Annotated in this window: 20 protein-coding genes and 1 rRNA gene; 3 read left to right on the forward strand and 18 right to left on the reverse strand. The window is 63.0% G+C overall.

Annotated features, from left to right (window positions below; translation table 11 throughout):
- A partial coding sequence (locus COLINT_RS07430) for an IS3 family transposase (protein WP_006723853.1) occupies positions 1-228 on the forward strand: 228 nt, incomplete at its 5' end.
- A gap of 119 nt (positions 229-347) precedes the next feature.
- Here COLINT_RS07430 and COLINT_RS07435 read toward each other — a convergent pair.
- The 7 genes from COLINT_RS07435 to COLINT_RS07465 form a co-directional block, all read right to left on the reverse strand.
- Positions 348-845, reverse strand: coding sequence for a hypothetical protein (locus COLINT_RS07435; protein WP_233418441.1), 498 nt, complete (start codon positions 843-845; stop codon positions 348-350).
- A 239-nt stretch (positions 846-1,084) separates the two neighbouring features.
- Positions 1,085-1,516, reverse strand: coding sequence for an Hsp20/alpha crystallin family protein (locus tag COLINT_RS07440; RefSeq protein WP_006723855.1), 432 nt, complete (start codon positions 1,514-1,516; stop codon positions 1,085-1,087).
- A 191-nt stretch (positions 1,517-1,707) separates the two neighbouring features.
- Positions 1,708-2,418 (reverse strand): cytidylate kinase-like family protein, encoded by a 711-nt coding sequence (locus tag COLINT_RS07445; RefSeq protein WP_006723856.1) that lies wholly within the window; start codon positions 2,416-2,418, stop codon positions 1,708-1,710.
- A gap of 118 nt (positions 2,419-2,536) precedes the next feature.
- Complete coding sequence (locus COLINT_RS07450) at positions 2,537-3,175, reverse strand: amino acid ABC transporter permease (protein WP_006723857.1); 639 nt, start codon at positions 3,173-3,175, stop codon at positions 2,537-2,539.
- A gap of 3 nt (positions 3,176-3,178) precedes the next feature.
- A complete protein-coding gene (locus COLINT_RS07455; RefSeq protein WP_006723858.1) occupies positions 3,179-3,964 on the reverse strand; it encodes an amino acid ABC transporter permease in 786 nt (261 codons plus the stop codon).
- Positions 3,965-4,915, reverse strand: coding sequence for a transporter substrate-binding domain-containing protein (locus COLINT_RS07460; protein WP_233418442.1), 951 nt, complete (start codon positions 4,913-4,915; stop codon positions 3,965-3,967).
- A gap of 15 nt (positions 4,916-4,930) precedes the next feature.
- The gene (locus COLINT_RS07465) at positions 4,931-5,662 is read right to left on the reverse strand and encodes an amino acid ABC transporter ATP-binding protein (RefSeq protein WP_006723860.1); all 732 of its coding nucleotides are present in this window, start codon (positions 5,660-5,662) and stop codon (positions 4,931-4,933) included.
- A gap of 195 nt (positions 5,663-5,857) precedes the next feature.
- Between COLINT_RS07465 and COLINT_RS07470 the strand changes: the two genes are divergently transcribed.
- On the forward strand, positions 5,858-6,802 hold the full coding sequence (locus COLINT_RS07470) for a zinc dependent phospholipase C family protein (RefSeq protein ID WP_006723861.1): 945 nt from the start codon (positions 5,858-5,860) through the stop codon (positions 6,800-6,802).
- 238 nt (positions 6,803-7,040) lie between these two features.
- Here the strand turns inward: COLINT_RS07470 and COLINT_RS07475 are convergent, their stop codons facing one another.
- The 4 genes from COLINT_RS07475 to serS form a co-directional block, all read right to left on the reverse strand.
- Complete coding sequence (locus COLINT_RS07475) at positions 7,041-8,273, reverse strand: DUF362 domain-containing protein (RefSeq protein ID WP_006723862.1); 1,233 nt, start codon at positions 8,271-8,273, stop codon at positions 7,041-7,043.
- A gap of 105 nt (positions 8,274-8,378) precedes the next feature.
- Positions 8,379-9,935, reverse strand: a complete 1,557-nt coding sequence (locus COLINT_RS07480) for a Mur ligase family protein (RefSeq protein ID WP_006723864.1) — start codon at positions 9,933-9,935, stop codon at positions 8,379-8,381.
- Positions 9,936-10,087: 152 nt separating this feature from the next.
- Complete coding sequence (locus tag COLINT_RS07485) at positions 10,088-11,272, reverse strand: FprA family A-type flavoprotein (protein WP_006723865.1); 1,185 nt, start codon at positions 11,270-11,272, stop codon at positions 10,088-10,090.
- A 151-nt stretch (positions 11,273-11,423) separates the two neighbouring features.
- Positions 11,424-12,716 carry a serine--tRNA ligase gene (serS, locus tag COLINT_RS07490; RefSeq protein WP_006723866.1) on the reverse strand — a complete coding sequence of 431 codons (1,293 nt, stop codon included), beginning with the start codon at positions 12,714-12,716 and terminating at the stop codon, positions 11,424-11,426.
- A 174-nt stretch (positions 12,717-12,890) separates the two neighbouring features.
- Here serS and COLINT_RS08670 point away from each other — a divergent pair, with 174 nt between their 5' ends.
- Positions 12,891-13,061 carry a DUF6724 family protein gene (locus tag COLINT_RS08670; protein WP_006723867.1) on the forward strand — a complete coding sequence of 57 codons (171 nt, stop codon included), beginning with the start codon at positions 12,891-12,893 and terminating at the stop codon, positions 13,059-13,061.
- Between the two features lie 95 nt (positions 13,062-13,156).
- Here the strand turns inward: COLINT_RS08670 and tsaD are convergent, their stop codons facing one another.
- From tsaD to rrf, 7 genes are all read right to left on the reverse strand, one after another.
- Positions 13,157-15,592 carry a tRNA (adenosine(37)-N6)-threonylcarbamoyltransferase complex transferase subunit TsaD gene (gene tsaD / locus COLINT_RS07495; RefSeq protein ID WP_006723868.1) on the reverse strand — a complete coding sequence of 812 codons (2,436 nt, stop codon included), beginning with the start codon at positions 15,590-15,592 and terminating at the stop codon, positions 13,157-13,159.
- Positions 15,593-15,662: 70 nt separating this feature from the next.
- Positions 15,663-16,172 carry a tRNA (adenosine(37)-N6)-threonylcarbamoyltransferase complex ATPase subunit type 1 TsaE gene (gene tsaE, locus COLINT_RS07500; RefSeq protein ID WP_006723869.1) on the reverse strand — a complete coding sequence of 170 codons (510 nt, stop codon included), beginning with the start codon at positions 16,170-16,172 and terminating at the stop codon, positions 15,663-15,665.
- A 2-nt stretch (positions 16,173-16,174) separates the two neighbouring features.
- Positions 16,175-16,855, reverse strand: coding sequence for a uracil-DNA glycosylase (locus tag COLINT_RS07505; RefSeq protein ID WP_006723870.1), 681 nt, complete (start codon positions 16,853-16,855; stop codon positions 16,175-16,177).
- Between the two features lie 48 nt (positions 16,856-16,903).
- Entirely contained in the window at positions 16,904-18,055 is a 1,152-nt protein-coding gene (gene alr / locus COLINT_RS07510; RefSeq protein ID WP_006723871.1) for an alanine racemase, read from the reverse strand.
- A complete protein-coding gene (locus COLINT_RS07515) occupies positions 18,056-19,663 on the reverse strand; it encodes an NAD(P)H-hydrate dehydratase (RefSeq protein WP_006723872.1) in 1,608 nt (535 codons plus the stop codon).
- A gap of 5 nt (positions 19,664-19,668) precedes the next feature.
- Positions 19,669-20,229, reverse strand: a complete 561-nt coding sequence (gene acpS / locus COLINT_RS07520) for a holo-ACP synthase (RefSeq protein WP_006723873.1) — start codon at positions 20,227-20,229, stop codon at positions 19,669-19,671.
- Between the two features lie 203 nt (positions 20,230-20,432).
- Positions 20,433-20,548 (reverse strand): 5S ribosomal RNA (gene rrf / locus COLINT_RS07525).
- Positions 20,549-20,580 lie beyond the last annotated feature (32 nt).

Consider the following 20,580-nt stretch of genomic DNA (forward strand, 5'->3'; position numbering starts at 1 on the left):
CAGAGCATGTCCAGGAAGGGAAACTGCCTGGACAACGCATGCACGGAGGGGATGTTCGGCCACCTGAAGGACGAGTTCCTCCGCGGGCGCGACTGGGACACGTTCGAGGAGTTCAAGGCGGACCTGGAGGACTACATCCACCACTGGAACAACGTGAGGCGCCAGGTCAAGCTGAAGGGCCTGACCCCGGTGGAGTTCCGGGAGCAGGCCCTTCGGGGGGCCGCTTAGCGGTTATGATTTATCGCGTCCAAGTTTCGGGGCGCAGTTCAGTGTGGGGGCCGCCTCCCTAAGCGTGAGCCACAACTTCTTCTCCACGGTCCGCGCATGGAGAACATTGAGGTCGCAAGTTACTTGGACTCGGGCTCGAAGCCTGCGGTGGTGCGGGTCACGACGATGTAGCCGGACAGGGCGCCCACGACGGCGCACATGCAGCCCTTGAAGATCATCATGCCGGTGCGGGTGAGGGGCATGGGCAGGAACATGGTGAAGGCCAAGGCCAGGGCGCCGGCGAGCGCGGCCGCGATGATGCCCACGGGGATGGACAGGGTGATGGCGCCGCCGGGGAGCTTGGCGATGATGCCGTTGCGATCGGCGTCGGCCTTGTAGACGTTCTTGCGCAGGTCCATCTTGGTGAGCGGAACAACGCACCAGGTCAGGATGAGGCCCAGCAGAGCGCCGGTAAGGACGATCTCCTCAACGACCTTGCCGGCGGCGAAGGTCACGTCGGGGTTGGAGGCGTTCATGCCGAAGAAGATAGCCGCGTTGACGATGCCGTTGATGATGCCGTAACCGATGATGCACTTGTTGGCGAGATAGCTCTTGAATTCCTTGGTTTCTGCAGCCATGCTGACCCTTCCCTCTTGGTGTGCCAATTTTTGCGGGACATAGTGTATCGTCGGCATTTATGTCGATTTACCACAACGTTTGCCGTAACTACGGCAAAGCCATGCCATGGCGCCGCACGACCGGGCACCCGCCGGTCGCCCTCCAACGCCGGCAGCGGGCCGGGCCCGACACACGAAACGCCCCCGGCGTCCGATTGGGGCGCCGAGGGCGTAACAAGAAAGCAGTATGCGAGACCTCACTAGTCGATTGCGATCTTGGTGACGTTCTTCTTCTCCACGAACTTGGGAACCGTGACGGTCAGCACGCCGTCGGCGAACGTGGCGGACAGGCCCTCGCAAGCCGCATCCTTGAGATAGACGCCGCGCGTGGCGGAGTACGCGGTGAACTCGCGCTGGAGGTAGTTCTTGTTCTTGTTCTCCTCCTTCTCCTCGACGGTCACGGAGATGGACAGGCGGCCCTCATTGAGCTCGACGTCCAAATCATCCTTGGTGACGCCGGTGAGATAAGCCTTGACCTCGTAGGAATCACCCTTGTCCTCGACGTCGATGGGGAACGCCTTGGTGGCGAGAGCGGTGCGCGGAATGTCCATCATGTCGTCGAAGATGTCGAACAGAGAGTTGGTGGACACGGGGAGGACGCCATAACCCTGACGATACGGAACCATAGCCATACTCGATCACTCCTTCGTGATACGCGTGGGGCACTGTGCCCGCACGCCTCGCGCGCGCCCTGCGGGGTGCGTGCCGTTGTTTGACACTCACGTTATGCCCGCCGCGCGCAAGGCTATTCACATAGGCTCAAGTTTTTTAAGCGTCACATTGTCATCAAATCTAAGTCTGAATGACTAAGGTCTATCTCCGCCTATCCGAGGTCCCCGGTTTCGAGCTCGCCGGCGGCAACGGACACGGGGTCCTGACCAACCTCGGCGAGCTTGAAGCGATACGCGGCGGCAATCACGTCGACGCACCCCTGGCGACCAAGCTTGGCTCGGTTGACCACGATGTCTTTGCCATCCGTCATCTTCCACTTGCCGGCGGAGTAGCGCTTGTAAAACGCCTCTCGGGCATGCTGCATCTCGCGCACGAGCTTGGCACCGGCGCGCTTGTCCAGGCCGCGCTTGGCGCGCACGATCTCGACGCGGGCATCGAAGGGGGCGGTCACGAGCACCGCGATGTGATTGGGATTGTTGCGAAGCAGGTAGTCGGACAGACGCCCCTCGATAATGCAGCTACGCGTGGCGGCAAGATCGACGATCACCTGGGCCATCGATTTGAACAGGCGGTCGGAAATGGTGCGCGAATCAGCGCGATCGGGCAGGAACGCCATGAACTCGGCAGCCATACGCTCGTCGTAGGCGGCCACCTTGTCGAGCGCCTCGCCGCTGCGCGCGGCGGAACGGACCAGCAACTCGTTATCGTAAAGCGGGATGCCCAACTCCATGGAGAGCATCTTGCCGATCTCGTGGCCCTCGGCACCGTAATCGCGCGCGATGGTGATCACGACGGGCTGACCGGCGCGCACCTCCTGCGCCGCCGCGATCCTGCGCTCGTGCATATCTTTCAGAAAACCCATTGCTACCTCCCGGGTACGAAGGGTTTGCGTTTGATGGTCGGCGGAAACGGGCCCATGACGCGGGCGCCGTAAAAAATGCGCCGCCCACCCTCGTGGGCCGGCGACGCCTCTTTTGGCCCTATGCGGCCGCAACCTTGCGCTGATAACGACGAACCAGCAGCGAGATGCCGAAGTTCAGGGCGAAATACAGCGCGAACACGAAACCGTACAGCATGAGCACCTGGTCGAGCGAGACGGCATGAGCCATCACGACATTGGTGGTGTACATGAACTCGGCAACGTTGATACCGGACAGGTAGGAGCTGTCCTTGATGACCGTCGTGCACTGACCGAACAGTGCGGGCGTGATGATGCGGAAAGTCTGCGGCAGGATGATGTAGCGCATCGTGGCAAAGAAGCCAAAACCCTGGCTCTGCGCCGCCTCGAACTGCCCGGCGGGCACGGCGTTCAGGCCCGCGCGCACGATCTCGGCCATGACGGCGCTCGTGAACAGCGTGAACGCGAGCGTCGAGATGAAGATGTCGATGCCCTGCACGGTGAAGTAGATGAACAGGATCCACAGCAGGTTGGGCGTGCAGCGGAACAGCTCGATGTAGGCGCTCACGAGCCAGCGGAAGGGACGGGGTCCGTAGCTCTTGACGAGCGCGAGCACCGTGCCGACCACGACGGAGCAGATGATGGACAGCACCGAGATCTCGATGGTCTTGATGAAACCGCCCAGGATGTAGACGAGGTTCGTCGCGTTGAAGATCTCCATCGGTTACGCCTCCTTTCCAGCGGTCGCCGGCCGTACAGCACCCTCGGGCGAAGATCCCGCCGCATCCGTCACACCGGGGATGACCTTGGCGCGCGGGCGGGCCTTGCTGCGGCGCTCGAGCCACTGGCCGAGCATGGCAATCGGGAAGCAGATGATGAAGTACATGAGACAGCAGACGATATAGCCCTGCAGGAACCCGTACAGACTCACGAAGTTGTCGGAGCGGTACATAAGGTCACCGCCGGCCACCAGCGCCAGCACAGAGGTGTTCTTCACCAGGTTGAGCGCCTGGTTGCACAGGGGCGGCAAGATGATCTTGAACGTCTGGGGCAGCACGATGTAGGCGTAGGTCTGCAGGCGCGAGAAGCCCTGGCTCTGAGCGGCCTCCATTTGGCCGCGCGGCACGGCCTCGATGCCCGTGCGGATGACCTCGGCCACATACGCCGCGTGATAGAGGCCCACGCCAAGAGCGCCCAACGCGAACGGCGCGATGCGCACGGGCTGGGCCGCGCCCGTCATGACCTGCAGGAACTGCGGGCCGGCCATGTACATGAACAGCACCTGCACCGGCAGCGGCGTGTTCTGATAGAACTCGACGTACACGCGGGAGATGCCGCGCAAGATACGCGAACGCGTGGTGGAGAACACGCCAAGCAACGTACCCAGCAGCAAGGCCAGGGCCAGGCCCGCGGCGACGACCTTGAGGGTCACGCCGAAGCCCTCCCAAAACGGCCCCATATTCTCAAATGTCAGCGTCCAGCGCCGGGGATCGAGCAGTCCTTCGAGCATTTACACCAACCCCCACTTCTCGATCTCGGCATCGAGCCAGCCGCTCGCCGCGCAAGCGCGCACGCACTCGTCCACGACCGTGGACAGGTCGCTGCCCTTCTTGGTGGCAACGCCGTAGTTCTGCTCGCCGAACTTCACCTCGGGCTCGAGCAGCTCGACCGTCTCGTTCGTGTATCCGGCCAGCGTGGAGCGGTCCATGGCGAAGCAATCGATATTGCCCGCATCCAGCGAGCTCTTGATGATGGGGTACCCCGAGAACGCGAGGAACTCGGGGCGCGCATCGATACCCTCGTCCTTGAGCATCTGCTCGATGAGGCCCTGGGTGGTCGCGCCCTGGCTCACACCGATGATTCGCCCGTCGAGGTCGGCGATGCGCGTGAAGCCGCTGCGCTTCTTCACCATGAGGCCCACGTAGTCCGTACGGTAGGGCGTGGAGAAGTCCCAGCTCTCAATGCGCTCGGGCGTGATGGTATAGGTCGCGCACACCACGTCGAGCTGATCGTTGTCGATGAGCGGACCGCGGGTCTTGGGCGTGACGTCGGTGAAGGAGACAAGTTCGCGCTCACGCGCCTCGTCGTAGGTCACGTCGAAGACAGCCGCCGCGATCTGATAGCACAGGTCGATCTCCATGCCCGCATAGGTGCGGGCGGCGGGGTCGTAGTATCCGTATCCGGGAACGTCCTTCTTCACACCAGCGTTGAGCTTCCCACGCGCCTTGATGGCGGCGAGCTTAGAGCCGGGGGCGCTCGCCGGCGCAGAACCGGTTTCGGAGCCCGCACCGGCACCGCAGCCGGCAAGGACGCCCGCCCCCGCAAGGGCCGCCGTGGCGGCAAGACCCCGAAGCACCGATCGACGGCTCGGGCACCTGCCGTCGGCACCAGGGGCGAATGGCGAGGCGGCGAAGCGGGTTCCGTCGCCGGGAGCCCGCATGAGTTCCTTCTTATATCGCATTTGCATCCCCTCGCTCTAATGCAGGATCTTCGCGAGGAAGTCGCGACAGCGGGGGTTCTCGGGGTTCTCGAAGAAGTGCTCCGGCGAGCCCTGCTCCAGGATGCGGCCGTCGTCCATGAAGATGACGCGGTCGGCGACCTGGCGCGCGAAGCCCATCTCATGCGTCACGCAGATCATGGTGATGTTCTCCTGTGCGAGCTCGATCATGACGTCGAGGACCTCCTGGACCATCTCGGGATCGAGAGCGGAGGTCGGCTCGTCGAACAGGATGATCGGCTGCTTGGTGCACAGCGCGCGGGCGATGGCCACGCGCTGCTGCTGGCCGCCGGAGAGGTTCTGGGGGAACTCGCCGGCCTTATGCGCCAGGCCGACGCGCTTGAGCGCGACCATGGCGGCCTGGGTCGCCTCCTCCTTGGACTTCTTCTGCAGCTTGATGGGTGCGAGCGTGAGATTGCCGAGCACCGTCATGTTGGGGTAGAGGTTGAACTGCTGGAACACCATGGAGCTGTACGTGCGCGCCATCTCCAGGTGATTCTTTTTGGTGAGCGGCGTGCCGTCGATGATGACCTCGCCGCTGGTGGGCTCCTCGAGAAAATCGACGCAGCGGATGAGCGTCGACTTGCCGGAACCGGACGGGCCGATGATGACGACCTTCTCCCCTTCTTCAACCGTGAGGTCAATGTCCTTCAGGACATGAAGGTCGCCGAAATATTTGTTCAGGCCGCGGATTTCGATCATATTTGCCATGCATTCCCCCCTCGATATATGTGACAAGTGCTTGTTATACCTTATTTTCGCAGGTAAGCGCAACGTTTTGCATTTCGAAACCATTTCGATACTGCGAAATCCGACCTCGAAAGCCGGGTCGGACGCCGCCCCGAAATCCAGCCCGAAAGCTGGGCATAATAGGCGACAGATGTACGCGCTTCAAAGGAGACACGCATGCCCGCATTGATCACCCATCGCCTGTTCGGCGAGGAGAGCATCGAGCGCCTGCCCGAGGGAATCATCACGAATGAGGACGAGCGCGCTGCGTTCCTGCTCGCCAACCAGGGCCCCGACCCGTTCTTCTTCCGCTTCAGGACCCCGAACATGGGGGCGTGCATGGAACTTGCACGCGTCATGCACCGCAGCCGCATGTCCCGCCAGTTCGCCGCGCTGCGCGAAGGCGTCTCGCGCCTGCAGCCATCCGATTCCGGTGTGGGCCGTGCCTGGACGCTGGGCATGCTCTCCCACTACGTGCTCGACCGCAACGCGCACCCCTTCGTCTACGCGCAGCAGTGGGGCATCCAGGAGGCCGACCCCGACCTCACTGGCGCCGGCAGCCAAGTGCACGCCGTGATCGAGAGCGACCTCGACCTACTCATGCTGCAGCTCAAACGCAACGGCGCAACCATCGCCGAGTTCCCGCCCGTGGGCGAGGTCTCCAGCAATCCGCGCATCGACAAGGTCGCCGGAGCGCTCGTGAGCTTCATGGCAAAGAGCGTCTACGGCATGGATGTTGCCGCCAACGAATACGGCGGGGCCGTGGCGGACATGCAGCTCGTCTACCGCCTGATCGAACCCGCGGGGTCCATGCGCTCCGATGTGCTCGGTCGCCTCGAGAGCCTGGTGAGCGACTACTCCCTGCTGCAGTCCCTCGCCCACCGCGTCACCACCGAAACTCCCTCCGCATGCGGCAACCTGGAGCACAAGCCCTGGCGCAACCCGTTCTCCGAGACCGAGAGCACCGAGGCATTCCCCGATGTCTTTGACCGCGCCTTGGACGATTACGCCCAGGCGGCCTGTCGCTTCATCGAAACCGGTGACATGGGGGCCGTGACCGAGCATGTGAACTATTCCGGACGCCCCCTCGACGCGAACGAGGAGTTCGACCGCGAGGAGTAGCGTCTCAGAAAGCCCGGTCGGGCGCGCTGCAGACGCTGGGCACCCCCAACGCCGGTCCCCCCGCAAACGCTGAGTGCCCCGCAAACGGCAGAGCTTATGTCATCTCACCCAGAAGCGGTCGTGATTTGCCTCCGTGCAACAGCCAGGCAAATCACGACCATCTTCATGTCTTCAGGTCCAAGATCCCGGCTCGGAACCCGAGCCCCTGGCTCCAGATCCCGGGCACCAAACGCCCGGGCTACTTCACCTCGATGAGCTCATATTCGCTCGTACCGAGGCCGATCTTCTCGCCGTGCTCGATCATGGAGCGCCAATTGGTATCGGGGTGCGTCATGTTGAGGTGATCGTGCTCACAGCGCTCGGGAACCTCGCCCGCCGCCTCGAGCTTTGCACGCATCTCGGTCAGCTCGGTATCGGGCATCGCGGGCATGGCGAGCGTCATGTCGATGCACGCCTGATCGATAGCCACGGGATCGAAGCTCGCGAACATGCCGATATCGGGCACGATGGGCGTGTCATTCTCTGGATGGCAATCGCAGTTGGGGCTCACGTCGATGGCGAGCGAGATGTGAAAGCTCGGACGATCCTGCACGACGGCCTGAGTGTACTCGGCGATCTTGTAGTTGAGCACGTCGGCGGCGGCACCGTAATCGGGCTCGATGGCGTTCTGATTGCACGCGCCGATGCAGCGTCCGCATCCCACACAGCAATCGTGGTCGATGCACGCCACGGGAGATTCGACCACACGCCCATTCTTGAGCGCGCGCTCGCGCGTTGTGGGGAAACTCACGGCGCCATGCGCGCAGATGCGCTCGCACGCGCGACATCCGATGCACTTGGCCTCATCCACACTCGGCTTGCCAGCCGCGTGCTGCTCCATCTTGCCGGCGCGGCTGCCGCCTCCCATGCCGAGGTTCTTCATGCAACCGCCAAAACCCGCCTGCTCGTGACCCTTGAAATGCGTAAGCGAGATCACGATATCGGCGTCCATCAGGGCGTGGCCGATCTTGGCCTCCTGCACGTACTCCCCGTTTTTCACCGGGACGAGCGTCTCGTCGGTGCCTTTGAGGCCATCGGCGATGATGACCTGGCAGCCGGTGGCATAGGGCGTGAACCCATTTTGGTACGCACAATCGATGTGCTCGAGCGCGTTCTTGCGGCTACCCACGTACAGCGTATTGCAGTCGGTGAGGAAGGGCATGCCGCCGAGCTCCTTCACCACATCGGCAACGGCGCGTGCATAGTTGGGACGCAGGAAGGAGAGGTTCCCCAGCTCACCAAAGTGAATCTTGATGGCGACAAACTTGTTCTCGAAGTCGATCTGCTCAATGCCAGCACGGCGAATGAGGCGCTTGAGCTTGTCGAGCTGGCTCTCGCGGCCGTGCGTGCGCAAATTGGTGTAATACACCTTGGCAGGCCCGGACGTAAGATCGGCTCCCATGGAAGCGGCGGTGGCAGGCGAATCGGCCATGAGTCCTCTTTCTCTCAGGCAAATATCTCGGTCATTCTCGATTGTACGACTGGCGGCCCACCGGGGAGCCGCCACAAATCCGGCGTTCGGTCGGGCGCAGAGCACCTAGACGTGCTCGCGCTCCCAGTCCGCCAAGGCGCGGCGCAGCTGGTCGCCGTCGGGCTCATACGGCTCGCGCACACCGTTACGAAGCATAAACGGGTCGTTGCCCTTGCCCGTCACGATCACAACGGCGGGGGCGTGCGTCTCACTCACCGCGGTGCGTATGGCCTCACTGCGGTCGAGTACGACCTGCCAGTTCTCGTTGCCCTGCGCGCTCACGGCGCGGGCGATGGCGTCACAGATGAGGGCGGGGTCCTCGGGGCCGGGATCGTCCTCGGTGATGACGATGCGATCGGCGAGCTTTCCGGCCGCCTCACCCATGGTCTCGCGGCGATCGACGCCCTTGCCGCCCGTTGCGCCGAACACCACGGCAAACTCGCGGTCGGGATAACTCGCGCGCAAATCGCGTAGGAGCGTCTCGAGGCTCATACCGTTATGAGCGTAATCGACCACGCCCATGATGCGGCCGCTCTCACTCGGATACAGCTCCATGCGACCGGGCGCGTAGGCCCGGGAAAGGCCCGTCTCGATCGCGTCCGCCGAGATTCCCAGCGCCTCGGCGCACGCGATGGCGCCCAGGGCATTGCTCAAGTTGAACACCGCGGGCGAGGGAATCATGAGCTCGCGGGCGATGCGCGGCGTACGCACCGTCGCGCGGATGCCGCGCTCGGTGCGGACATAGGACGGCACGAACACATCGGCCGCCGCATCCTCGAGCGAATAGGTAAGTACGCGCTCGACCGTACGCGAAGCATGGGCGGCGGCGAGCGCCCGCTCGGCCACATCCATGTCGAGATTCACCACGGCCACTCGGCAGCGCTCGAACAGCAGCAACTTGCTCTCGAGATAATCTTCGAGCGTGGGATGCTCGATGGGAGAGATGTGGTCCTCGCCGAAATTCGTGAACGCGCCCACGGCAAAGTCCACCCCGAGGGTGCGGCGGAACTTGATGGCCTGACTCGACGCCTCCATGACCACGTGCTCGCAGCCCACGCTGGCGGCATTGGCGAACCGCCGCTCGAGCTCGAAGGACTCGGGCGTGGTGAGCAGCGAGTCGCCGCGCTCGACGCCGTCATCGTACTCGACTCCCGTCAGCAGGGCCGGAACGGGGCGCCCCATCTCACGCGCATGCTCGGACAGAATCGAGCGCAGGTAATATGCGCTCGTGGTCTTGCCCTTGGTGCCCGTGAAGGCGCACACCTTCACCCGGCCGGAAGGATGGTCGTATGCGGCATCGGCGAGCAGCCCGAGCGCCGTGCGGATATCGTTCACCAGCACGCGCGGGACCTCATGCCCCACCTCGCCGTCGACCTCGTAATCGACCTCGGACACATAGGCAACCGCACCGGCAGCGAGCGCCTGCAGCAGGTACTCGCGCCTGAACGCAGCGCCCTTGCACACGAACAGCGTCCGCGGCACCACGCGCCGGGAATCATCGGTCGCATATGCGATCTCGATCCCGCGAGCCTCGTCGCGCACGTCCTCGAGCACGATGCCCGCATCGGCGAGCACATCGGCATACGAACCCAGACTCCTGGTCATCTGCAGCGTATCCACCATTGAAGCTCCTTGTGTACGAACCGCACGCCGGTTTTACACCGGGCGGTGATGAATCCGATTGCTCGCCCGCAAGGCGTCGCTCTGGCAAAAAGGGCGACCCCGCGGGGCCGCCCCTCAAAAACTCGAGACGGGCACGAGCCACCTGCCCGACATCACGCGCGGGCGGCCTCGATCATCTTGCGAACGGTGCCCTGCAGCTCGGCGAGGTTCTCCTCGGAAGGCACCCACTGCTGCGCCACGACCGGCACGGGCAGCTGGAACTTGGCGTTCTCGAGCTCGGCGTACACCTGCTTGGGGCCGAGCGGAGCCCAACCATACGAGCCGAACGCCAGACCGATACGCTGCTCGTTCTTGGGCGAAAGGCCGCGCATGTACGTGAGGAAGCTCGCCACGGTGGGCAGCATGTTGGAATTGAGCGTGGGCGAGCCGACAGCCACGTACTTGGCATCGCACATGTAGAGCATGATGTCGGAGATATGCGTGCTCTTAACGTCGATGAGCTGGGCGGAGATACCCTCGGCGATGAAGGCATCGCAAATCTCACGTGCCATGGACTCGGTGGAGTGCCACATGGAATCGAACACCACGACGGCCTTCTCCTGCGTCTGGTACGTGGTCCACTCCTCGTATTTGGCGATGATCTCGTCGATGTGGGAGCGCCAAATGCAGCCATGGCTGGGGGCGATCATCTTGAGCTCGAGGCCCTTGACCGCGGCAAGCGCGCGACCGGCCTGCATGCCGTACGGCCACACGATGTTGGCGTAGTACTTCTTGGCCTGCTTCATGACCTCGCACATATCGTTCTCGTCGTCGAAGCGCTTGGTGGTGGCGAAATGCTGGCCGAACGCGTCGTTGGAGAACAGGATCTTATCGACGTCGGAGTACGTGACCATGTTGTCGGGCCAATGGACCATCGGAGTGGTCACAAAGCTCAGGGTGCGCTCGCCGATGCAGAGGGTGTCGCCCGTCTTCACGGGCGTTGCCTCGATGCCGAAGTGGGCGCGGAGCTCGTTGACGCCGGCACCGGCGGAAGCGTAGATCTCGGCGTTGGGGGCGATTTTGTGGATCACGGGCAGAGAGCCGGAGTGATCCATCTCAACATGGTTGGTAATGACCACATCGATCTTGGCGGGGTCGACGACCTGCGAGATACGCTGCACAAGCTCATCGGCAAACGTCGCCTTGCACGTGTCGATCAAGGTGATCTTCTCGTCCATGATGAGGTAGGCGTTGTAGGTGATGCCGCGCTCGGTGGTGTAGCCGTGGAACAGGCGCTCGTTCCAATCGATGCCGCCAACCCACCAAACCTTCGGCGAGATCTCAATAGCGTTCAGCATGTCGGTTCCTCTCTCCCATGCAACGCGATGTGTTCATCCAAGCATCATATCACGGGCGCAATGCACCACGATGCACCTGCGCCTCATACGCAAGACGCCCGCCCGGATACACGAGCGGGCGTCCATAAGGGTCACCGTAATCTATGCGGCCTTACGCCAGCGGCTCGATGCGCTCGATGCCGCCCATGTAGGGGCGCAGCACCTCGGGCACCGTGATGGAGCCGTCGGCGTTTTGGTAGTTCTCCATGATCGCGGCCATGGTGCGACCGGTGGGCAGGCCGGAACCATTCAGGGTGTGCACGAAGCGCTGGCCCTTGAAGTTCTCGGGGTCGCGGTACTTGATGTTCGCGCGACGGGCCTGGAAGTCACCGCAGTTGGAGCAGGAGGAAATCTCCTTGTACGCGTTGTAGCTCGGCAGCCAAACCTCGATGTCGTAGGTCTGACGGGCGGAGAAGCCCAGGTCGCCAGTGCACAGGGAGATTACGCGATACGGCAAGCCGAGCTGCTGCAGGATGAACTCGGCCTCGGCCACCATGCTCTCGAGCTCGTCATCGGACTCCTCGGGCTTGGCGAACTTGACCATCTCCACCTTGGTGAACTGGTGCTGACGGATGATACCGCGGGTATCGCGACCGGCAGAACCGGCCTCCTCGCGGAAGCACGGGGTACCCGCGGTGTAGCGCAGCGGGAGCTGGGAGGCGTCGAGCACCTCGCCGGCGTGCAGGTTGGTGAGGGCGACCTCGGCGGTGGGGATCAGGAACTGGTCCTCGCCGGTGTGGTAGGCGTCATCCTCGAACTTGGGCAGCTGGCCGGTGCCGTACATAATCTCGCGGTTGACGATGACCGGCGGGATGAACTCGGTGAAGCCGCGGGAGATATGCGTGTTCAGGAAGAAGTTCTGCAGCGCACGGTCGAGCGTGGCGCCAGCGCCGGAGAGCACGGTGAAGCGAGCGCCGGAAAGCTTGGCGCCGCGGTCGAAGTCCAGGATGCCGGTCTCGGCACCCAGGTCCCAATGGGCCTTGGGCTCAAAGCCCTCGGCGGCGAAGTCGCGGGGCTCGCCCACGCGACGGCGCTCGGGGTTCTCGTTCTCATCCTTGCCCACGGGCGTGACGTCGGCCGGGATGTTGGGGATGCGGGCCATGAAGTCGGAGACCTCGGCATCGAGTTCGGCACGGCGCGCGCCGAGCACCTCGATCTTCTCGTTGACCTGGCGAACGGCGTCCTTGGCAGCCTCGGCCTCGTCGCGCTTGCCCTCCTTCATGAGGACGCCGATCTTCTTGGACTCGGCGTTGCGGGTGGCCTGCAGATCCTCGACCTCTGCGATGACGGAGCGGCGCTCCTCATCGAGCGCGAAGAAGCGCTCACGGTCCCAGGAGCCCTGACGGTTCGCCATGGCGGCGTCGAGCGCCTCAGGGTTCTCGCGAACAAATTTGATGTCGAGCATAGTCCCTCCGTGTTCACATCTCTCATAAAACTATCGCCGCGAGCCGAGCTATCCCGACCGCGGCGCGGCGACTCATCGCGGGGAAATCGCGATGCGATGCATGTTGGTGCAGTGCAAGTATATACTGGTGAGCGTATTTCGCCATGTATTCCAGCAAGAAAGCAGGACAGCGCAATGGATCAGGTCTTCAACTTCCTCTTCGGCACCCGCCTGGGCGTCGGCGTCTTGTTCTTCGCGGGCATCGTCATCTTTGGCATCGCCGCCTTCATCCTGGAAAAGCGCACCCACAAGATGTACGTCGACCGCGGCCCTAAGGGCGATGACGAGGACAGCTTCTGGAACTAGCCCCTCGCATCGTGCCGGCCCCTCGCGTCGCAATATGGCCCCCATCAGCAAACTTCGCGCTGATGGGGGCCTCATCTATCGTTTGAACCCGTGGCCTACAAGGTCATATTCGGGTCGGCGTCCACCGTGAACTCGGCGAACTCTCCACGCAAAAACTTCTCGCGCGCGACCACCGCGATCATAGCGGCGTTGTCGGTGCACGCGTTTTGCGGGGGCACCGTCACACGGATGCCCTGGCGACCGAGCTTCTCAATCATCATCTGACGCAGATGCGGGTTTGCCGCCACACCACCGCCGATGCAGTACTCGCGCGCACCCGTCTCCCGCAGGGCGCACTTGGCCTTCTTGTACTGCACGTCGAACACGGCGGCCTCGAAGGAGGCGGCCAGGTCGGGCAGGTGGATGGTGCGACCGGCCGCCGTCTCCTGCTCGATGTAGAGCGTGACCGCGGTCTTCAGGCCGGAGAGCGAGAAGCGGTAGTCTCCGCGGCTGTTGAGGGCGCGCGGGAAGTCGATGGCCTTTGGATTACCGTCCTCCGCCAAGCGCGAGATGATCGGACCGCCGGGATATCCGAGGCCCAGCGCCTTGGCGACCTTGTCAAAAGCCTCGCCCACCGCGTCGTCGAGCGTCTCGCCCAAGACCTCGTAATCACCCCAGGCGCGCACGTGCACGAGCATGGTGTGTCCACCCGAGACGAGCGTGAAGATGAACGGCGGCTCCAAGTCGGGGGTGGTGAGCTTGTTGGCGAACAGGTGCCCCTCGAGGTGATTCACGCAGATGAGCGGCTTGTCGGCCGCAAGCGCAAAGCCCTTGGCGAACGCCACGCCCACCACAAGCGCGCCCACCAGACCGGGTCCCTGGGTCACACCAACCGCTGCAAGCTCGGCAGGGGCTATGGCCCCGCCCGCCAAACCGAGGCTCTCGGCAGCCTCCTCCAGCGCAGCATCCACCACACCGACAATGACCTCCACGTGCTTGCGCGAGGCGATCTCGGGAACCACGCCGCCAAAGCGAGCATGAAAATCGATCTGGGTCGACACCTGGTTTGCCAACAGGTTGCCCTCGGCATCCACGATGGCCACGGCCGTCTCGTCGCAAGAGCTCTCGATAGCGAGGATGAGTTGGCGGCGCTCGATCTCGGCCGCCTCATCGGCCGTGCGCGAGGGCGCCGGCAACGGCCACTCACGCGCCAAGGCGGCCGTGGGCTCCGGCGATGCAGCGTCCACGGGCAAAACCAGCGGCAGCGAAGCACGCATCACATGCGCATCGCGACCGGCCCCGTAGTACCCGCAGCGACAACCGATCTGCTCGAATCCCAAATTCGCATAGAGAGCGCGGGCGGATTCGTTGTCGGCCTCCACCTCGAGCGAGGCGCTCGTGCAGCCGAGCATCTGCGCATCGTAGCTCACATGCGCGAGAAGCTTGCGCGCGATACCCTCGCGCCTATGTGCGGGTGAAACGGCAACGTCGAGGATCTCGACGTCTTTATCGACCACCATGCCGCCGGCAAAGCCGATCAACTCTCCGTTGTCATGGGCGACCCACCAGGAGCGGGCGGCCGCGGCGCCCTCGGAAAGCTCCGCCAAGAACAGGTTCGCGCTCCACGGCTCGTGCCCCGCACCCTCGAAGCACTCGCGCTCGAGCACGGCCATGGCCTCGGCATCGGCTGCGGCCATGGGGCGCACCTGCAAGTGGCGTCCGGCGAGCTCGTCGGCCACACCGGTGACGCCCGTGTTCACGCTCTCCGCCAGGCCCAAACGACGACGCTCGTTCTCCTCGGCATCGGAAAGGCGCGTGTACACCGGCAGCACCGCCGCCGGGTCCGTACTGCCCGCAGCGGCCAGGCCTTCGGGGCATGCAGCGGCCAGCAGCACACCCTCACCCGTGGGCCACCACAGTTCGCGAGGAAGGGCGCGCGCCATAAGGCCCGCCTCCTCGAACAGCTTGCCGTAGCGCACCAGTCCGTCGCCGGTGAGCTGCAACTCGTCCGCATCGGCGCGCTCGGCCCACTCCTCCACCGCGACCGCGGCCTTCACCACGCGTTCGCGCTCGAACATTCGGTGCGGGCCCTCATCATCCAGCGTATACAGCGCAGGGTACACCTCGCCGCGCATGGCATCCGCAGCAACACCCACCAGACCGCGCGTGCCCGCCTTCCAAGCGGTCCATGCACAGGCGTCGAGCGTCGAAGTCCCCATCAGGGGCACGTTTGCACCGCGGGCAAGACCCTTTGCGGTGGAAATGCCGATGCGCACGCCGGTAAAGGAGCCCGGCCCGCGGCCCACGAGGAACCCACCCACGTCGGACATGGACATACCGGCCTCATCAAGGGCCTCACGCACCGTTTGAACGAGCTCGACGTTCGCCCGCCTGCGGCACAAGTGATCACGGGAGGAGAGGACCTCGACCGAGGCCCGCGAAGGTCTGTCATCGAAGAAGACCTCGGGCGTCCACCACGCCACCGCGCAGGAAAGCATGTCCGTGGAGGTATCGATCGCCACGATCAGCGTCCGCAGTTCGTCTAGTTTCATCTCTCTCGCTCCAAGCGTTCAGGACTCAATTGGGGACAGACTCAATTGGGGACAGGTACAAATTGAGATATTAGGCGGCTTCGCCGGCGCGCACCGCATCATCGACGGCGGCAGCCAGGCGCTCTGCACGCGCACCATGGGGCTCGAGCGCAATCTCACGCAGGGACTCATCCCCATCGACGCGCGAGATGATCACGCCCAGATACTCATCGGTCAGCTCGTCCTGGAACTGCTCGCCCCATTCGAGCAGACACGCGCCCTCATACCCCAGCACGTCGAAAATACCCGTGTCCTCGAGCTCAAAGGCGTGCTCCAGGCGGTACAGGTCAAAGTGAAACAAAGGAATGCGGCCGCCGTCATGTACGGCCATAAGGGCGAACGTGGGGCTCGTGACGGGATGGCCATCACCCAAGCCGGCCGAAACGCCCTTGGTGAAATGCGTCTTTCCCACACCCAGTCCACCCGTCAAAACGAGCACATCGCCGTCCTCCAGGCAGCCGGCAACCAGCTCACCCAAGTGGACGGTGTCATCCACACCCGCACTTGCATACGCGCGCGGAGCCCTATACTCAAGCGCCATGGCTACTCCTCAATCTCCGGAAGTGCACTGGCGGTGGCGTCATTTTCGGGAACAGCCGCACGTGCCGCGTTCAGACCAACGTCGACGGGGTGTTCCGCCAGGTACGCCCCGAGCATGCGGAAGTCCTCCTCGAGCAGCGCCTGCCACGCCGGGTTGCGCAGCGCCGCCGCCGGATGAAACGTCGGCATGACGGTGAAATGACCCATCTGGTGAAAACGACCGCGCAGCTTGGTGATGCCGACCTCGGTCTTGAGCACGAAATGGCTCGCCGGGTTGCCCAGCGTGACGATGACATCCGGCCAGATACTGCGAATCTGCTCGCGCAGATACGGCGAACATGCCAATACCTCGTCCGCCTGGGGATTGCGATTCTGCGGAGGACGGCATTTGAGAACGTTGGCAATATAGATGTCCTCGCGTTCGAGGCCCGCGAGGGAGAGGATTCGATTGAGGTTCTCACCGGCACGCCCCACGAACGGCTCACCCTGCAGATCCTCGTTCTTTCCCGGCGCCTCACCCACGAACATCACGCGGGCGCGCGGATTGCCTACGCCAAAGACGATGTTCGTGCGCGTCTGGTAAAGCTGACACGCACGGCAGTCGCCCATGACGGAACGGATCTCATCGAGCGAAACCTCGCGCGGCTTTTGGCCCGTATGTCCGGGAATGTGCATGACACCCATGGCGCTGCTCCCCCTTATCGTTCGAACGCCGCCCACAGGCGGACGCCGTTACACGTAAATCTTCTCCAAGCGCATGCCAAAACCGCACGCAAGCTCATAGTTGATGGTCCCGCAAGCCCGGGCCAGCTCGTCGAGCGTGATCTGCGCATCGCCATCACGGCCCACGATCGTCATCAAATCGCCCACCTCGGCCTCCTGCGTCGGGCGCAGCGAGGTCTCGGACACGGCCACCATACATTGGTCCATGCAGATGTTGCCAACCTGACGGATGCGCTCCCCACGGAACAGGACGTCCATGCGATTCGACAGGACGCGCGGCAGGCCATCGGCATACCCGATCGGCAACGTGCACACCTCGACGCGCGTTCGTGGGACCCGGTAGGTGAAACCATAGCCCACACCCTCGCCCATGGCCGGATAGCACGCGTGCGTCACGCGCGCGCGGATGCTCATGACGGGCTCGAGCGGAAGAACAGAGGCGGTGCGCTCGCAGGGTTGAAGGCCGTAGAGGCCGATTCCAGCGCGAATCATATCGAAGTGCATCGCGGGATTGAGCACCGATCCGGGCGTGTTGTCACAGTGCACGATACCGGGGTCGAATCCAGCCTCGCGCAATGCCGAGATCGCCTCGGTGAAACGCTTGCACTGCAGTTGATGATCCCAGCCATCAGGGTCATCGGCGGTCGCGAAATGAGTGAACGTGCCGTCGCACTCCAAGCCCGCATGGAAGTCGACGCTGCGGCGGAAGTCGACGACCTCCGTGCAATGAACGCCGATGCGGTTCATTCCGGTATTGATGGCCATGTGGTACTTGCCCACTCGGCCGAGCGCCGCGGCTCGCTCACCATAGGCCCAGGCGAACTCGGGCGAGTATACCGAAGGCATGATGTCATACTCGAGCAAAGTATCGATGGCGCCCTGCGGGGGCTCGCTCAACAGCAGGATGGGTAGCTTCTGCCCCGCCTCACGCAGCGCCACGCCCTCCAGGACAGTGGCAACGGCAAACATGTCGGCACCCGCCGCATGCATCACCTTGGCGCAATTGGCCACACCGTGTCCATAGGCATCGGCCTTGACCACGCAGCACAAGCGCTGGCGCGGACCAACCAGGCTCTTGAATGCCCTCGTGTTCCTGCGCAGCGCCCCGGTGTCGATCTCGGCCCACGCCCAGCGCGTCGGCGGCTCGTGTAGCGTCTGCATCTATGCTCCCAACTCGATTCCAGCGTCCTTGAGGGCTTCTTCTTCGACAACTCCCATGGCATCACCGATCACGTCGATCAAGTCCGTGGCGATCACGCTGCGTTCGCCCATCGCCGCAGCGGCGATATACCCCGTAAACGAATGGACGGCGACAGAGTAGGCGCACTGCATCTCCCAGCAGTCGACCTCACCGTGGCTGACCGCGACATTGCCGGCGATAATTCCCGCAAGCACGTCACCGGAACCCGCCGTGGCAAGCGAAGCGGGCCCGCTCTTGGGCAGCAGCACGCGCTCGACACCAACAATTGCGGTTCGAGGACCCTTGGCAACCACCACCATGTTGTTCGAACCGGCGGCCCACAGCAGACGTTGCGCCGCGTCAATCGCCGTTCCCAGATCCTCTACCGACTCTCCCCCAACCAGACGAGACAGCTCGCGATAATGCGGGGTAAGAATAAGCGGCGCCTCGCGACGATAGACGTCGGGGGTGGCGTCGATACCACCTATGGCAAGGCGACTCATGCAGTTGAGCGCATCGGCATCAAGGACTAGAGGCACGTCGCTTTTCAGAAGCTCCGTAACCACCTGCATACCGCCGACTGCAGTCGTCATACCGGGGCCACAAAGGACGCAGTCGAATTTTCCCGCAAGATCGCGTACGGCCGAACCTGCAGCGGCACCGAATGCGCCGCGCGTGTCGGCTGGGATTCCCACCACGGGAATGCTCGGCAGCGCCATGCGAATGAGATTCGCACACGGATCGGGCGTGGCAACGGTGACATAGCCGGCGCCCGCACGGGCGGCCGCCTTCGCCGCCATAATCGCGGCGCCAGGATACGCCGAAGAACCCGCGACAACCAATACGGAACCGCGGCTGTATTTGTTCACATGGGCAGGAAGCTCAGGGAAGTACTCGATGAGGTCGGCGGGCTCGACGATATCAGCAGCATGCTCGACATCGTCGATGACCTCATCAAGACGATCGTACAGCTCACCGCACAGGATATCACCTGCAAACTCAGGACCCTCGCCGCTATACAACCCGATCTTAGGCGCAAGCATGGTGGCGGTATACGTCGCCTGGACACACGGTCCTTCGACCTCACCCGTTTCCGCATTCAATCCAGAGGGGACATCGGCCGAAACGACCATCATGTCCATCTCGTTCAGCGTCGGAATCCAAATGGAAAAAGGAGCACGGACAGCACCGCTGAAACCAGTACCCAGGATGGCATCCACAACGATATCCGCAGGAGCGAGAATATCGACGAGCTCGTCGCGCGACGGACCAACGACAACGTTGACATCCCTGCCAGCCGTGCGGCGGGCGACGTGTCGCGCAATAGGGCTTTTGATCTCATTGGGCTCGATAGGGCTCACGACGTCGACCGTGACACCCTTTTGACTCAGGATATCAGCGGCGACCCAGCCGTCACCACCGTTATTGCCAAACCCAACCAAGACCACGGCATGATGCGGATGGGCCTTCATCGCAACACTGGCGAGAAATTCACCAGCGTACTCCATGAGGGCGGCCTTAGAAGTGCCCTCCTTTTCAATGAGATCTTCGAGGCGAAGCGTCTCCTCGACAGAAAGAACCGGCTTCATACTCGCTACTCCTTATCAGCTTTCAAGATGCTGGGGTCTGGCTCAGAATCACTCTGAGTCAAAAAGTCGACCTCGAAATCCTGCACGCGCTCGAGTTCATCGAGCACGCTGCGCGCTTCTCGAAACGACTGCGCAATAACCTGGCGCTCGGAAATCTTGTCCTCTTTGGGCTTGGGCCTTGATTCGGAAGTGATTGCCATCGCATTGGCAATAGCGAGATCCCCAGTGAAAGACAAGGAAATGGCGACTTCCTGAACACCAAGACGCTCTGCGACCGCTTGAGCACCGCCAGAAAGAACGGCGATAGGCTTACCATTGGAATCACGAGAGGTACACACATCGTTTCGGCCCACACCCTCTTGGCCAAATCCAGTGCCAAGAGACTTGAGGACAGCCTCGCGTGCGGCAAAACGACATGCATAATGAGCTGCCGGGCGAGCTGAGGCATCGCAATATGCGCGCTCTTCTTCAGTAAACATTCGTGAGATGAATGAGGGCGTTACATGCATGATGCGCTCCATGCGCGAAATTTCAACGATATCAACGCCAATGCCGGCTTCAGCCATGTGCACCTCCCTGCAAAACCTGAGCGTATAACGTTCCTATTGTAGCCATTGAAGATTGCCTTGCGCCTTCAAGAGCACGCAGAGCGGGATGACACATAAAAAAGGAGCCTTAACGGCTCCATAACCTATCGACATAGCAAAAGAGGGCCCCCGAGGGGACCCCCTTGCGCTCCCGCGCCGGGAAAGCGCGAAAGCCGTCCACCGGTCAGCGGCGCCCTGCTCTCCCACGGGCTGACCCCGCAGTACCATCGGCGCGGTGCGGCTTAGCTTCCGGGTTCGGAATGGGACCGGGCGTGCCCCGCACGCAATGGCCGCTGACCGGTGGGCGGCTTTCATACCTCCCACCCGGGA

Source organism: Collinsella intestinalis DSM 13280, from assembly GCF_000156175.1.
Classification (GTDB): Bacteria; Actinomycetota; Coriobacteriia; order Coriobacteriales; family Coriobacteriaceae; genus Collinsella; species Collinsella intestinalis.

Coding starts and splice junctions, on each gene's coding strand:
- COLINT_RS08670 (WP_006723867.1), top strand. CDS start 12,891: ATGGATCAGGTCTTCAACTTCCTCTTCGGCACCCGCCTGGGCGTCGGC.
- COLINT_RS07470 (WP_006723861.1), top strand. CDS start 5,858: ATGCCCGCATTGATCACCCATCGCCTGTTCGGCGAGGAGAGCATCGAG.
- COLINT_RS07445 (WP_006723856.1), bottom strand. CDS start 2,418: ATGGGTTTTCTGAAAGATATGCACGAGCGCAGGATCGCGGCGGCGCAG.
- COLINT_RS07440 (WP_006723855.1), bottom strand. CDS start 1,516: ATGGCTATGGTTCCGTATCGTCAGGGTTATGGCGTCCTCCCCGTGTCC.
- COLINT_RS07450 (WP_006723857.1), bottom strand. CDS start 3,175: ATGGAGATCTTCAACGCGACGAACCTCGTCTACATCCTGGGCGGTTTC.
- tsaE (WP_006723869.1), bottom strand. CDS start 16,172: ATGGCGCTTGAGTATAGGGCTCCGCGCGCGTATGCAAGTGCGGGTGTG.
- serS (WP_006723866.1), bottom strand. CDS start 12,716: ATGCTCGACATCAAATTTGTTCGCGAGAACCCTGAGGCGCTCGACGCC.
- tsaD (WP_006723868.1), bottom strand. CDS start 15,592: ATGAAACTAGACGAACTGCGGACGCTGATCGTGGCGATCGATACCTCC.
- COLINT_RS07505 (WP_006723870.1), bottom strand. CDS start 16,855: ATGGGTGTCATGCACATTCCCGGACATACGGGCCAAAAGCCGCGCGAG.
- COLINT_RS07460 (WP_233418442.1), bottom strand. CDS start 4,915: ATGCGATATAAGAAGGAACTCATGCGGGCTCCCGGCGACGGAACCCGC.
- COLINT_RS07465 (WP_006723860.1), bottom strand. CDS start 5,662: ATGGCAAATATGATCGAAATCCGCGGCCTGAACAAATATTTCGGCGAC.
- COLINT_RS07515 (WP_006723872.1), bottom strand. CDS start 19,663: ATGAAGCCGGTTCTTTCTGTCGAGGAGACGCTTCGCCTCGAAGATCTC.
- COLINT_RS07480 (WP_006723864.1), bottom strand. CDS start 9,935: ATGGTGGATACGCTGCAGATGACCAGGAGTCTGGGTTCGTATGCCGAT.
- alr (WP_006723871.1), bottom strand. CDS start 18,055: ATGCAGACGCTACACGAGCCGCCGACGCGCTGGGCGTGGGCCGAGATC.
- acpS (WP_006723873.1), bottom strand. CDS start 20,229: ATGGCTGAAGCCGGCATTGGCGTTGATATCGTTGAAATTTCGCGCATG.
- COLINT_RS07485 (WP_006723865.1), bottom strand. CDS start 11,272: ATGCTGAACGCTATTGAGATCTCGCCGAAGGTTTGGTGGGTTGGCGGC.
- COLINT_RS07475 (WP_006723862.1), bottom strand. CDS start 8,273: ATGGCCGATTCGCCTGCCACCGCCGCTTCCATGGGAGCCGATCTTACG.
- COLINT_RS07435 (WP_233418441.1), bottom strand. CDS start 845: ATGGCTGCAGAAACCAAGGAATTCAAGAGCTATCTCGCCAACAAGTGC.
- COLINT_RS07455 (WP_006723858.1), bottom strand. CDS start 3,964: ATGCTCGAAGGACTGCTCGATCCCCGGCGCTGGACGCTGACATTTGAG.